The following is a 14,210-nucleotide window of genomic DNA, read 5'->3' as shown; positions in this document are numbered from 1 at the left end:
CGTCACCGCCGCCCCCGCCCGAGCCGAGCAGGATTCCGCCGGCGCCACCGGCGCCACCCACGCCGCCGGAGGTGCCGGCGACGATCGTCGCACCACCGCGGCCGCCTTCGCCGCCGGTGCCGAACAATCCGCCGGCGCCGCCGGCGCCGCCCGCGCCGCCGTTGCCGCCGAGTGTCGCCGCCGCGCCGGCGCCACCGACGCCGCCGGTGCCGAAAAGTAGCCCGGCAGCCCCGCCCGCGCCGCCGGCACCACCGAAGACGCCGCCGTTCCCGCCAGCTCCGCCGTTGCCGAACAGCCCGCCGGCTCCGCCGTTGCCACCCGGGGCCGCGGGCCTCCCGGTTCCACCGGCTCCGCCGTTGCCGAACAGGCCGGCCGACCCGCCGTTGCCGCCGGCGGGGTGGGCGGTGGTGCCTGAGCCGCCCGCGCCGCCGTTGCCGATCAGTAACCCGCCGGGCTGGCCGTCCGCGCCGGGTGCTCCATTGGCCCCATTACCGATCAGCGGACGTCCCAGCAGCAGCGTGGTGGGCGCGTTGAGGACATCGAGAAGCTGTTGCTCCAGAAGCTGCAACGGTGAGGCATTTGCGGCCTCGGCCATCGCATACTGCCCTGCACCTGCGCGCACGAGCGCCACAAACTGGTCGTGAAATGCCGCCGCCTGAGCGCTCAGCACCTGATATCCCTGGGCATGCGCCGCGAACACCGCGGCGACGGCGGCCGAGACCTCGTCGGCGCCCGCCGCCAGCACCCCGCCCGTTGGGGCCGCGGCGGCGGTGCTGGCCGCCCTGATCGTCGATCCGATACCTGTCAGATCGGCAGCAGCGTCCACCAGGAATTCCGGCGTGGTGAGGACAAACGACATGTGCCACCTCCCGCGCGAGGGCGTGAGCGTCGATCCAAAACGTTGTCGGAACCAGGTCCGATCGCTGCTTCCGGGCAAGTTTTCTTATGGTAGAGCTCTCCGGCGGCAGATATCCCTTGCTTTCCCAAGATTTCTGGACGCGCATGCGCGCTCGGCGGCGCCTGGCCGGCGTCTAGGCTACGCTGCGGCGGCCAGCTTGCCGGCCAGCCGCTCCACATACGCGGCGACTTCGGTTGCCGAGCGGTCCGGCAGGCCGAACAGCACCTCGGTCACTCCCAATTCGGCCCAGCGCGCCAGCTTCTCAGGCACCGGCTTGAAGTCCAGGGCCACGATCTGGGGAGCCCCGTCGCGGCCGGCGGCTGCCCAGGTGTCCTGTAGCAACCTCACCGGCTCGTCAATGTCAACATCGCGCGGCGTGGTGATCCAGCCGTCGGCGCTACGCGCAATCCACCTGAAGTTCTTCTCGGTGCCGGCGGCGCCCACCAGGATCGGAATGTGTGGCTGCACGGGCTTGGGCCACGCCCAGCTGGGTCCAAATTTGACGAATTCGCCGTAGTAGGCGGCTTCTTCTTGGGTCCACAATGCCCGCATCGCCTCCAGGTATTCGCGCAACATGGTGCGTCGGCGCTCTGGCCGCACGCCATGGTCGGCGAGTTCGTCTGTGTTCCAGCCGAATCCGACGCCGACGCTGACCCGCCCCCCGGATAGGTGGTCCAGCGTAGCAATGCTTTTGGCCAGCGTGATCGGGTCGTGCTCCACCGGCAGCGCAACCGCGGTTGACAGCCGGACCCGGGAGGTGACCGCTGAAGCCGCGCCCAAGCTCACCCACGGGTCCAGCGTGCGCATATAGCGGTCATCCGGCAGCGACGCGTCACCCGTGGTGGGATGGGCGGCCTCCCGTTTGACCGGGATATGCGTATGTTCGGGCACGTAGAAAGTGCGAAAGCCATGGTCGTCGGCCAGTTTCGCGGCTGCGGCCGGGGAGATGCCACGGTCGCTGGTGAAAAGGACAAGCCCGTAATCCATGAACAGAATTAGAACGTGTTCTACCTCAGCCGGGCAAGCGGCTCATCTGCCGGTCGTCGGCAGCGGTGACCGGGCCGGTATCGCGGGGGCAAGGTCGCCACGGCGCGAGTACCCGGCCGTGCGCTAGCGTGGGTCATCGAATTGTGTCGCAGGGAGCAATCGTCGCATTGCAGCAGGCGTAGCGACAGCACCGGAGGTAACAGGAGGAGCCATGACCTACTCACCAGGTAGTCCCGGATATCCGCCCGCGCAATCGGCCGGCTCCTACGGAGGCGCCACACCATCTTTCGCCAAGACTGACGACGGTGTCAGCAAGCTTCCGATGTACCTGAGCATGGCGGTTGTCGCGCTCGGGCTGCTGGCGTATCTGGCCAGCTACGGTCCGATGTTCACGGTGAGCTCAGAACTCGGCGGGGCCGGCAGCGAGGTTTCCGGCGATACCGGGTTGGCTGTCGGCCTGGCTCTGCTGGCCGCACTGCTTGCGGGGGTGAGTCTGCTGCCCAAGGCCAAGAGCTACGTGGCCATCGTCGCCGTGGTCTCGGTGTTGGGCGTGTTGCTGATGATCGCGGCGACGTTCAACAAGCCCAGCGCCTATTCGACCGGCTGGGCGCTGTGGGTCGTCTTGGTGTTCATCGTGTTTCAGGCGGTTGCCGCGGTCGGCGCGCTGCTGTTGGATGCGGGTGTCATCTCGGCGCCGGCACCGCGGCCCAAATTCGATGCTTACGGCCAGTATGGCCAGTACGGCCAATACGGACAGTACGGCGGTCAGCCCGGCGGGTACTACGGTCAACCGGGTGCGCAGCAGCAGGCCGCGCCCAGCCCTGCGCAGCCGTCCGGATACGGGTCGCAATACGGTGGTTATTCGTCCAGCGCCGGCTCCAACCCGTCGACCGGCGGCTTCGGCGCCCAGCAGCCCGGCCAGTCGGCGCCCCAGCCGATGCACCAGGGTCCGTCCACCCCGCCCACCGGCTTTCCGAGCTTCGGCCCGCCGCCGCCGGTCAGTGCCGGAACGGGATCCCAGGCCGGGTCGGCTCCGGTCAACTACTCAAACCCCGCCGGGGGACCGCAGTCCTATGGACAGGGGCACGGCCAGCAGTCGTCGTCATCCGGTTCGGCGCCGGTCTAGTCGGGCGCTCTCGCGCTGGGTAGGCACGTGCGCGAAGAGTGAATAGGGTGTCGGCAAACGAGGACAACCGAGCAGCGGGTGCGCGCCAGGCACGCGACCTCGTCAAGGTTGCGTTCGCTCCTGCCGTGGTGGCGCTGGTCATCATTGCCGCGGTGACGCTGCTGCAGTTACTGATCGCCAACAGCGACATGACCGGGGCGTTGGGCGCGATCGCCAGCATGTGGCTGGGCGTTCATCAGGTGCCGATCTCCATCGGCGGTCGCGAACTCGGCGTCATGCCGCTACTGCCGGTTCTGCTGATGGTATGGGGCACCGCGCGTACGACGGCCTTGGCCACCTCGCCCTACTCGTCTTGGCTCGTTGTGCGATGGGTTGTCGCGTCGGCGCTGGGCGGGCCGCTGCTGATCGCGGCGATCGCCCTTGCGGTCATCCACGACGCCTCGTCGGTGATCACCGAACTACAGACGCCCAGCGCGCTGCGGGCGTTCACCGGCGTGCTGGTAGTGCATGCCATCGGCGCGGCGGTCGGGGTGTGGTCGCGGGTGGGCAGACGGGCGTTGGCGGCTTCGCGGCTGCCGAATTGGCTGGGCGATTCGGTGCGCGCCGCTGCCGGCGGGGTCTTGGCATTGCTGGGACTGTCCGGCCTGGTGACGGCGGGGTCGCTGGTTGTTCACTGGGCGACGATGCAAGAGCTTTACGGGATCACCGACTCGATCTGGGGCCAATTCAATCTCACGCTGCTCTCGGTGCTGTATGCGCCCAACGTCTTCGTCGGCGCCGCGGCGGTCGCCGTTGGGTCCAGTGCCCATATCGGTTTTGCGACGTTCAGTTCGTTCACCGTCTTCGGCGGCGATATTCCGGCCGTGCCGATCCTTGCCGCAGCGCCCACACCGCCGCTCGGGCCGGCGTGGGTCGCTTTGCTGATCATCGGAGCAGCATCTGGGGTCGCGCTGGGGCAACAGTGCGCCCGCCGGCCGCTGCCGTTGCTTCCGGCAATGGCCAAGGTGTTGGTGGCAGCGCTTATCGGGGCCTTGGTGATGGTGCTGCTCGGTTACGCCGGCGGCGGCAAGCTGGGCAACTTCGGCGCTGTCGGCGTGGACGAGGGGGCCATGCTGATTGGTGTTTTCTTCTGGTTCACCGTGGTTGGCGGCCTGACGGTGGCGATGGCCGGCGGGATCACCAGGCGTCCGCGCTCGCCCGAACCGCGGCCCGCCCCGCCGATTGAGGAAGAAACGTCTGCGGTCGCGGTCGACGAGGGCGATCAACCCCACGATGTCATCGAGGAGTCGCCGCAGCCTGAGGACGTCGACGTTTGTGGAGACGACGGCGTGTCCTTAGCAGGGCAGCCCGAGTCGGACTCCAGCTCTCAGCGCGAGGATTAGGCCTGTTGTGCGCCGCCTGCCGCGCCTGGCGCGGTGTCCGAGCGCGAGCCTGTACTGACGTCATCGAGTCTGCGTACAGCGCGCCGACACGCGCGTGGAAGTAGCTGTGGATGCAGGTTCGATGCGCTGGCGCGCCCGGCCTCGTCGCCAGACGGGGCCAGACTAGGCTCGCCATGTGCAGGAACCGCTCCGGGTGCCCCCGAGTGCACCGACGCGAGTGGTAGTGCTGGCATCGGGCACCGGATCGCTGCTGAACGCGCTGCTCCAAGCCGCGGTGGGCGACTATCCGGCGCGGATTGTCGCCGTCGGGGTGGATCGCGAGTGCCGGGCCACCGAGATCGCCGCGCGGGCATCGGTGCCGAGCTTCACGGTCCGGGTCGCCGACTACCCCGGCCGCGACGCCTGGGACGCGGCTATCACCGATGCCACCGCCGCCCATTCACCCGATCTAGTGGTATCGGCTGGATTCATGAGAATCCTTGGGCCGCAATTTCTTTCACGATTCAGCGGACGTATCCTCAACACCCATCCCGCCCTGCTACCGGCGTTCCCGGGTGCCCACGGCGTGGCCGACGCGTTGGCCTACGGTGTGAAGGTCACCGGCTGTACGGTGCATCTGGTGGATGCCGGCGTGGACACCGGGCCGATACTGGCGCAGCAGGCCGTTCCGGTGCTCGACGGTGACGACGAAGAGACATTGCACGAGCGCATCAAGGTCATCGAACGGCGACTACTCGTCGACGTGGTGGCCGCGATTGCCACCGGCGGCCTGACCTGCATCGGACGAAAGGCGACCCTGGGATGAGCACAGTATGACCGGCGAGAGCGTACGGAAGCCGATCCGCCGCGCGCTGATCAGCGTGTACGACAAGACCGGGCTGGTAGAGCTGGCTGCGGGCCTGACGGCGGTCGGCGTCGAAATCGTCTCCACCGGATCAACGGCGAAGACCATTGCCAGCAAAGGCATTCCGGTAACCCGAATCGAGGAGCTCACCGGATTTCCGGAGGTGCTCGACGGCCGGGTCAAGACCCTGCACCCACGCGTGCACGCCGGGCTGCTGGCCGACCTGCGCAAGCCCGAACACCGGGCCGCGCTGGACAAACTCGGGGTCGCGGCGTTCGAACTGCTGGTGGTCAACCTGTATCCGTTCAGCCAGACCGTCGAATCCGGCGCCGGTATCGACGAGTGCGTCGAACAGATCGACATCGGCGGGCCGTCGATGGTTCGGGCGGCGGCCAAGAATTTTCCCAGCGTGGCCGTGGTCACCGACCCACTCGGCTACGACGGGGTGCTCGCCGCGGTGCGCAGCGGCGGATTTAGCCTCGGCGAGCGTAAAAAGCTGGCGTCGCTGGCATTTCAGCACACCGCCGAATACGACATCGCCGTGGCGAGCTGGATGCAGTCGACGCTGGCGCCCGAGCAACCCGAAGCGACTTTCCCGCATTGGTTCGCCAGAAACTGGCGTCGTCAGGCGATCTTGCGCTACGGCGAGAACCCACACCAGCATGCCGCCCTCTACACCGACCCGGGCGCCTGGCCAGGACTGGCACAAGCCGAGCAGCTGCACGGAAAAGAGATGTCCTACAACAACTTCACCGACGCGGATGCGGCCTGGCGGGCGGCTTTCGATCACGAACAGATCTGTGTGGCCATCATCAAGCACGCCAACCCTTGCGGCATCGCGATCTCGTCGGTTTCCGTCGCCGACGCACATCGCAAGGCCCATGCCTGCGACCCGCTGAGCGCCTACGGCGGCGTGATCGCGGCCAACGCCGAGGTCAGCGTCGAAATGGCGGAGTACGTCAGCACCATCTTCACCGAAGTCATCGTCGCGCCAGCGTATGAGCCGGGTGCCCTAGACCTATTGGCGCGCAAGAAGAACGTCCGGGTGCTGCTGGCATCCGAGCCCCAGAACGGCGACACCGAACTGCGTCCGGTCAGCGGAGGACTGCTGATGCAGCAGCGCGACCAGCTCGACGCACCCGGTGACAACCCGGCCAACTGGACGCTGGCAACCGGATCACCGGCCGACCCGGCGACGTTGACCGACCTGGTGTTCGCCTGGCGCGCCTGCCGCGCGGTCAAGTCGAACGCGATCGTCATCGTCGCCGACGGCGCCACCGTCGGGGTCGGCATGGGTCAGGTCAATCGGGTCGATGCCGCGCGGCTGGCCGTCGAACGAGGTAATGCACGCGGCGGCGAGCGAGTACGCGGCGCCGTTGCGGCATCGGATGCCTTCTTCCCGTTCCCCGACGGACTGCAGACGCTAACCGCTGCGGGGGTCAAGGCGATCGTGCATCCCGGCGGGTCGGTGCGCGACGACGAGGTAACCGCCGCGGCAGCCGAAGCCGGGGTCACCTTATATCTCACCGGAGCACGCCACTTTGCTCATTAAGGCCCACTGAGGGCAGGAAAGTACCGGGAAAGTCAGCGTTGACATACACTCTCGTCGCCAGAAGAAAGATGGCGTCGTAGCGTGGAGTGGTGACTTCACCGAGCAACCTGCCGCGCACCGTCGGCGAGCTACGTGCCTCCGGTCATCGCGAGCGGGGGGTCAAGCAAGAAATCCGGGAAAATCTACTGACCGCATTGGCCGAGGGTGACGAGGTCTGGCCGGGCATTCTGGGTTTCGAGGACACGGTGTTGCCGCAAGTGGAGCGGGCTCTGATCGCGGGTCATGACTTCGTCCTGCTCGGCGAACGCGGTCAGGGCAAGACCCGGCTGCTGCGCGCGTTGACCGGACTGCTCGACGAGTGGACGCCGGTAATCGCCGGAGCCGAACTGGGGGAGCACCCGTATCGGCCGATCACGCCGGAATCGATCCGGCGGGTCGCGCAGTTGCGTGACGACCTGCCGGTGGCGTGGAAGCATCGCAGCGAGCGCTATACGGAGAAGCTGGCCACCCCGGACACCAGCGTGGCCGACCTGGTCGGTGACATCGACCCGATCAAAGTCGCCGAGGGCCGCAGTCTTGGCGATCCCGAGACCATCGCCTACGGGCTGATCCCGCGGGCACATCGTGGCATCGTCGCGGTCAACGAATTACCCGATCTGGCCGAGCGCATTCAGGTGTCGATGCTCAACGTCATGGAGGAGCGCGACATCCAGGTCCGCGGCTACACGCTGCGGCTGCCGTTGGACGTCCTGGTCGTCGCCAGCGCCAATCCCGAGGACTACACCAACCGCGGTCGGATCATCACGCCCCTCAAGGACCGGTTCGGCGCCGAAATCCGTACCCACTACCCGCTGGAGCTGGAAGCGGAAGTGGGTGTGATCGTGCAGGAGGCGCACCTGAGCGCACAGGTGCCCGACTATCTGATGCAGGTGATCGCGCGGTTCGCCCGGTACCTGCGGGAGTCGCACTCGATCGACCAGCGGTCCGGTGTGTCGGCCAGGTTCGCAATCGCGGCGGCGGAAACGGTCGCGGCCGCGGCGCGGCACCGGGGCGCGGTGCTGGGCGAAACCGATCCGGTGGCCCGGGTGGTCGATCTGGGCACGATCATCGACGTGCTGCGCGGCAAGCTGGAGTTCGAGTCCGGTGAGGAGGGCCGCGAACAGGCCGTACTCGAGCATTTGTTGCGCCGCTCGACCGCCGACACCGCGTCCCGAGTGCTCGGCGGCATAGACGTCGGCCAATTGGTGACCGCCGTCGAGCGGGGTTCGGCCGTGACGACAGGCGAGCGGGTGTCGGCCAAGGACGTGCTGGCCGCGGTTCCGGGGCTGCCCGTCGTCGACCGGATCGCCAGAAAGCTGGGCGCGGAATCCGAGGGCGAGCGCGCCGCGGCGCTGGAACTCGCGTTGGAGGCGCTGTACCTTGCCAAGCGCATCGACAAGGTGTCCGGGGAAGGCCAAACCGTCTATGGCTAAGCCTTTTGGGGCGCACTCTTCACGGTACTCGGCATACACCGGCGGACCCGACCCGCTGGCGCCGCCGGTCGACTTGCGCGAGGCGCTCGAACAGATCGGCCAAGACGTGATGGCCGGCACCTCGCCGCGCCGGGCACTGTCCGAGCTGCTGCGCCGCGGCACCAAGACCATGCCGGGCGCCGACCGGCTGGCCGCCGAGGCAAACCGGCGCCGACGGGAGCTGTTGCGCCGCAACAACTTAGACGGCACCTTGCAAGAGATCAAGAGACTGCTCGACGAAGCGGTGCTGGCCGAACGCAAGGCATTGGCCCGCGCGCTGGACGACGACGCGCGATTCTCGGAGCTGCAGCTGGATGCGTTACCGCCGTCACCGGCCAAAGCCGTTCAGGAGCTATCCCAGTACCGCTGGCGTAGCGGTGAGGCCCGCGAAAAATACGACCAGATCAAGGATTTGCTCGGACGCGAGCTGCTCGACCAACGCTTCGCCGGGATGAAGCAAGCGCTGGAAGGCGCGACCGACGAGGACCGTCGCCGGGTCAACGAGATGCTCGACGATCTCAACGGTTTGTTGGACAAGCACGCCCGCGGCGAGGACACTCCGCAGGACTTCCAAGACTTCATGGACAAGCACGGCGAGTTCTTTCCGGAGAACCCGCGCAACGTCGAGGAGTTGCTGGACTCGCTGGCCAAGCGGGCGGCCGCGGCGCAGCGGTTCCGCAACAGCCTGAGCCAGGAGCAACGGGACGAGCTCGATGCATTGGCGCAGCAGGCATTTGGGTCGCCGTCGCTGATGCAGGCGCTGAGCCGGCTCGATAGTCATCTGCAAGCCGCGCGGCCCGGCGAGGACTGGACCGGATCCGAGCAGTTCTCCGGTGACAACCCGTTCGGTATGGGCGAGGGCACCCAGGCGCTGGCCGATATCGCTGAGCTGGAGCAGCTGGCCGAGCAATTGTCGCAGAGTTACCCGGGCGCAACGATGGACGACGTCGACCTGGACGCGCTGGCCCGCCAGCTCGGCGACCAGGCCGCCGTCGACGCCAGGACGCTCGCCGAATTGGAACGCGCTCTGGTCAATCAGGGTTTCCTGGATCGTGGTTCCGACGGCCAGTGGCGGCTGTCGCCCAAGGCGATGCGCAGGCTGGGCGAGACGGCGTTACGTGATGTGGTGCAACAGCTTTCCGGACGTCGTGGCGAACGGGACCACCGGCGCGCGGGGGCCGCCGGAGAATTGACCGGTGCGACCCGGCCCTGGCAGTTCGGCGACACCGAGCCGTGGAACATCTCCCGGACGCTGACCAATGCCGTACTGCGCCAGGCCGGGACGACGTCGATGCCCCGTTCGGGCATTCGGATCACCGTCGACGACGTGGAGGTGTCCGAGACCGAAACCCGTACCCAGGCAGCGGTTGCGCTGCTGGTCGACACCTCGTTTTCGATGGTGATGGAAAATCGCTGGCTGCCGATGAAGCGAACGGCATTGGCGCTCAACCACCTGGTGTGCACGCGGTTCCGCTCAGATGCCCTGCAGATCATCGCGTTTGGCCGCTACGCCCGAACCGTAACGGCGGCCGAGCTGACGGGTTTGGAAGGTGTCTATGAGCAGGGCACCAACCTTCATCACGCACTGGCGCTGGCCGGGCGTCACCTGAGCAAGCACCCCAACGCACAGCCGGTCGTATTGGTGGTGACCGACGGTGAGCCCACCGCCCATTTGGAGGATTTCAGCGGGGAGGGGACGGGTTCTGCTGTCTTCTTTGATTATCCGCCGCATCCGCGGACCATTGCCCACACGGTGCGGGGTTTCGACGACATGGCCCGGTTGGGTGCGCAGATCACGATCTTCCGGCTGGGCAGTGACCCGGGTCTGGCCCGGTTCATCGATCAGGTCGCACGACGGGTGGAGGGCCGGGTGGTGGAACCCGATCTCGACGGGCTGGGGGCGGCGGTGGTGGGCGACTACCTCCGGTCGCGGCGACGCAGGTAGGTGGTGGCAACCCGCGGGCAACGATGTGCCGACGGATTTCTTTGGTATAATTGGCTTTTGGGCGTTGCCCGGGTTGTGCTCCTGGTTGGCCGGGTCAAGCGGCCACTGCCACATCAGCCACATTGGTCTCTGTGGGTGAGGATGTTGGTCGTGCCCACCTAATAGCGACAAACCCTGCGCGACTTGGCTTGTCGCTACGAGCGGTCGTGGGGCTGCGCCCCGGTATGGGGAGATGGAAATCGCATGCTGGTGCGGTTGGGTCGGTGGCCGGCGCCGCCGAGTGCGCGCTGGCGGCGCCGAGTGTGTGCTGGTGGCGCCGAGCGTGCCGTCAGGGCGGCCGATCGCGGCGGTTACCGCCCTCCATACACAGTCAAAGCCGTCACTGCACACTCGATGCGACGGCATGACAGCCGATTCGGTGAGTACGTGAGACATCCCCCGAAAGCCCACCATCACAAGCGCGGAAAACGCAGTTATGGTGTGCCGAAAACAGCGTGAGGCATCCAAGGGTGCGCAAGTAGACATCGTGGACCAGCAACATTCGTGGTCACCATGAATTCCGAGTGAGACGGGCAAATCGGGTACCGACCGAACCCTGGAACTCCTGGGGCCGATGTGATTGCGGGCCAATACGACTGGGACCGAGTCGCTAACTCAAGGCAACGCATCCCGGATAAGCTGCTTTGGTCAACCGCGAGCTTCGGCTTGGGCAATGGCCCAGGCCGCATTGACCAGCCCGATGTGACTGAACGCCTGCGGGAAGTTGCCCAACAGCTCGCCGCTGACGGGGTCGACCTCTTCGGAGAGAAGTCCCACGTCGTTGCGGTAATCGATAGCGCGCTCGAACACTTCGCGCGCCCGGTCGAGCTGGCCGGAGGCTGCCAGGGCTTGCGCCAACCAGAATGTGCACAGCAGAAACGTGCCCTCTTGTCCGGTCAGGCCGTCGGCATTGGCGTCGACGCTGGTGCGATACCGATAGACCAAGCCGCGCGAGTCGACGAGCTGACCGGCGATGGCGTCGATGGTGGCCAGCACTCGAGGGTCGTCGGCGGGCAAGAAGCCGACCAGCGGAATCATCAGCGCTGAGGCGTCCAGGTCGTCGCTTTCGAACGCCTGGGTAAACGCGTTGGCCGCGTCGCTCCACCCGCGGGTAAGGATCTGATGCCGGATGTCATCGGCAGCTTTACGCCAGCTCTCGACCCTGTCCCCGGCGCCGAGTGCATCGACCATGGCGATGGCGCGGTCGAGCGCGACCCAGCACATCAGCTTGGAGTAGAGGAAGTGTTGCGGCTCGCCACGGACTTCCCAGATACCCGAATCACGTTGCTGCCAAAGACGTGCGGCGGCATCGGCGGAGCCGATGAGGAACTCACGTCCCGCGGCGGCGCAGGGACGGTCCGGGTGCAGCTGTTTGGCCAGGCGGTGTGCCGCACCCAGCAGTTCGCCGTACACGTCGATCTGGCTTTGCCCCCACGCGCCGTTGCCGACCCGAACCGGGCGGCTGTCGCGCCAACCGTGGAGATGACCAAGCTCACGTTCGGACAGATCATGTTCGCCACCTATGCCGAACATGATCTGAAGAGGTTCGTTGGCGCGTAGTTGTCCGGCGGAGCTGACGGCGAGATAGTCGAAAAACTGCTCCGCCTCGTCCGGACAAGCGGCTACCCAGAGGGCTTCCAGCGTTAGGCTGGCGTCCCGAACCCACGAATACCGGTAGTCCCAGTTACGTTCTCCCCCAATCTCTTCCGGCAGGGACGTGGTCGGGGCGGCGACCACGGCCCACGTGGGTTGGTAGGTCAATGCCTGCAGAACTCGGCCGCTGTGATGCACCAGATCGCGCCACGGTCCGTCATAGCTCTGATGGACCTTCGACCACAACCGCCACGCGTCGATTGTCGCCGTGAGGGCTGCCTCGAGCTCGGCCGGTGACATGGATTCAGGACACGCCTCCGAGGTGGTGCGATGTTGCAACCCGAGGGACAGCTGCTCGCCCTCTCGCATCCGGAATCGGCCGCTGGCGTCGGAATCGGTAACCCCCAGCGGAATTGGGCAACACAGGAGCAGGACGTCGGCGCCGCCGCGTACCAAGATGCAGCCGTCGGCAGTGACCACCAACGGTGTGACCACCCCGTACTCCGGGCGTGCCGAGAATTCGACGGTCACCTCCACCTCGCCCGCGGTGCACGTTAGCGACCGCACCAGCAGCCGAGGTGCGGTCGCGCCCAACTGGTGCGGGTCATCTACGTACCCGGTGGCGAGCGCATCGCGTAGCACCAGCGTGCCGGTGCCGGTGGTGAACGTCGTCTCGAGCACCATGGTCTGGTCGACGTAACGGCGTTTGACCTCCGCGCCGGGATCGGCGGGGTGCACCGAGAAAAACCCGGCGTCCGCGTCGAGCAGTCTGGCGAACACCGATGGCGAGTCGAACCGCGGCAAGCAGAGCCAGTCGACTGAACCGCCGCGACTGACCAGCGCTGCAGTATGCCGGTCAGATAGCAGGGCGTAGTCGGCGATTGGTGTGGTGCTCACCGGGTGCCTCCTAGGTGCCGCGTAGTTCCCGCTTGCCTACCACACTGTTGGGCGTGTCGTCGCCATTCTCGCGGCGCGGCTTCCGGATTGCGGGTACAGCTCCGTTGTGTCGTCGTGGGGGCCGTGATTCGCGGCCCTTCCGCCACCGCGGGTTTCAGCGCATCGGCCGGCCGAGAACCGTTGTTCGTCATCGCAAACGGGCCGCACCCTGACCTGGCAGCTGCCAGCCACAACTTTGCCGTGCATATCGCGCATGCATACCGAAGAGGAGGGTATCCCGTTTGAGGCAAGTTTGAAGCAATCAGCATGGCGGGTGCCCGCTGATTGCCGAGCCGATTCACCTCAAGCACTGTGACCGAGGAGATCGATATGACTGCGCACCGAAGCACCAATGCGTGGCCCAGCTTGCGCGTTCACGAGTGGACGCCGACCAGGGAAACGCTGCATATGTGGACTCAGATCGTCGGCAAGATCCGGCTCGCTCATGCCCCGATGGTCAACCATTGGTGGCAAGTGACGTTGTACGTCACCCCCCGCGGGCTGACGACGTCCGCAATCCCTTATGGGAACGAGGTCTTCGATATCGAATTCGACTTCATCGACCATCAGTTGGTGATCCGCAGCAGCACCGGCGCTACCCGTACCGTCCAGCTAGAACCGAAATCGGTCGCCGATTTTTACGCCGAAACCATGCAGACGCTAGCCGAATTGGGCTTCCCCACCCGCATCCAGTCACACCCGAATGAGGTCGACCCGGCTCCTGGGTTCGCCGAGGACGTCGAGCACGCCTCGTACGACCCGGACGCAGCGAACCTGTTCTGGCGCCAACTGATTCAGGCCCATCGTGTGTTGAGCCGGTTCCGGTCCCGGTTCGCCGGAAAGGTGAGTCCGGTACATTTCTTCTGGGGTGCAATGGATATCGCATGTACCAGATTTTCCGGCCGTGGCGCACCCCGCCATCCTGGCGGCGCCCCCAACTTGGGCGATTGGGTTATGGCGGAAGGATATTCGCGGGAACTGAGCAGCTGCGGGTTCTGGCCAGGCGGTGGTGACGAGGGCGCCTTCTATGCCTACGCTTACCCCGAACCCGACGGCTTCGCCGGTCACGCTGTCACTCCCGAGCAGGCCTACTACAGCAAAGACCACGGCGAGTATCTACTGCCCTACGAGGTCGTGCGACAGGCTGCCGACCCGGATCAGGTGCTTCTGGGATTCTTGCAGGACACCTACGAAGCAGTGGCCACCAGAGCTGAGTGGGATCGCGCCCTGCTGGAAGAAGATCCGGATCGTTGGAAGAAGCGTGATACACGCTCCTGAGGAATGTCGTTGAACATCGGCGATTTGACGACGGGATGCGTTCTCGACGTGTTTCGCAACGCGGATCAATAGGCGTCGCGGGTTCGGCCTGCCGCCGGGGGATCCGTACAGGTATGGGT

10 protein-coding genes are annotated in these 14,210 nt (G+C 66.3%); 7 read left to right on the top strand and 3 right to left on the bottom strand.

The genetic code is table 11. From position 1 onward, the window contains the following. Together BST40_RS25215 and BST40_RS25210 are read right to left on the bottom strand one after the other, a co-directional pair. On the bottom strand, positions 1-859 hold an 859-nt coding region (locus tag BST40_RS25215; RefSeq protein ID WP_142276806.1), incomplete at its 3' end, for a PE family protein. 177 nt (positions 860-1,036) lie between these two features. Then, entirely contained in the window at positions 1,037-1,885 is an 849-nt protein-coding gene (locus BST40_RS25210) for an LLM class F420-dependent oxidoreductase (protein ID WP_075549188.1), read from the bottom strand. 211 nt (positions 1,886-2,096) lie between these two features. On the opposite strand from BST40_RS25210, the gene BST40_RS25205 reads away from it, so the two are divergent. From BST40_RS25205 to BST40_RS25180, 6 genes are all read left to right on the top strand, one after another. Continuing rightward, positions 2,097-3,011 carry a DUF5336 domain-containing protein gene (locus BST40_RS25205; RefSeq protein ID WP_075549189.1) on the top strand — a complete coding sequence of 305 codons (915 nt, stop codon included), beginning with the start codon at positions 2,097-2,099 and terminating at the stop codon, positions 3,009-3,011. A gap of 38 nt (positions 3,012-3,049) precedes the next feature. Further along, on the top strand, positions 3,050-4,393 hold the full coding sequence (locus BST40_RS25200; RefSeq protein ID WP_219858666.1) for a cell division protein PerM: 1,344 nt from the start codon (positions 3,050-3,052) through the stop codon (positions 4,391-4,393). A gap of 175 nt (positions 4,394-4,568) precedes the next feature. Then, a complete protein-coding gene (gene purN, locus BST40_RS25195; protein ID WP_075549190.1) occupies positions 4,569-5,198 on the top strand; it encodes a phosphoribosylglycinamide formyltransferase in 630 nt (209 codons plus the stop codon). A gap of 7 nt (positions 5,199-5,205) precedes the next feature. Beyond that, positions 5,206-6,789 (top strand): bifunctional phosphoribosylaminoimidazolecarboxamide formyltransferase/IMP cyclohydrolase, encoded by a 1,584-nt coding sequence (purH, locus tag BST40_RS25190; protein ID WP_075549191.1) that lies wholly within the window; start codon positions 5,206-5,208, stop codon positions 6,787-6,789. Positions 6,790-6,875: 86 nt separating this feature from the next. After that, the gene (locus BST40_RS25185) at positions 6,876-8,261 is read left to right on the top strand and encodes a sigma 54-interacting transcriptional regulator (RefSeq protein WP_075549192.1); all 1,386 of its coding nucleotides are present in this window, start codon (positions 6,876-6,878) and stop codon (positions 8,259-8,261) included. Next, positions 8,254-10,245: a VWA domain-containing protein gene (locus BST40_RS25180; RefSeq protein ID WP_075549193.1), complete on the top strand. Its 1,992-nt coding sequence runs from the start codon at positions 8,254-8,256 to the stop codon at positions 10,243-10,245. The genes BST40_RS25185 and BST40_RS25180 overlap by 8 nt, the downstream gene beginning before the upstream one ends. A 687-nt stretch (positions 10,246-10,932) precedes the next feature. Here the strand turns inward: BST40_RS25180 and BST40_RS25175 are convergent. Continuing rightward, a complete protein-coding gene (locus BST40_RS25175) occupies positions 10,933-12,774 on the bottom strand; it encodes a glycoside hydrolase family 15 protein (protein WP_075549194.1) in 1,842 nt (613 codons plus the stop codon). A gap of 369 nt (positions 12,775-13,143) precedes the next feature. On the opposite strand from BST40_RS25175, the gene BST40_RS25170 reads away from it, so the two are divergent. Then, a complete protein-coding gene (locus BST40_RS25170) occupies positions 13,144-14,091 on the top strand; it encodes a DUF5996 family protein (protein ID WP_075549271.1) in 948 nt (315 codons plus the stop codon). Positions 14,092-14,210: the final 119 nt, after the last annotated feature.

It is taken from the genome of Mycobacterium persicum (genome assembly GCF_002086675.1).
GTDB classification, from domain to species: domain Bacteria; phylum Actinomycetota; class Actinomycetes; order Mycobacteriales; family Mycobacteriaceae; genus Mycobacterium; species Mycobacterium persicum.
Note: the sequence above shows the minus strand (reverse complement) of the source record. Positions and strands in the feature narration are given on the sequence as shown.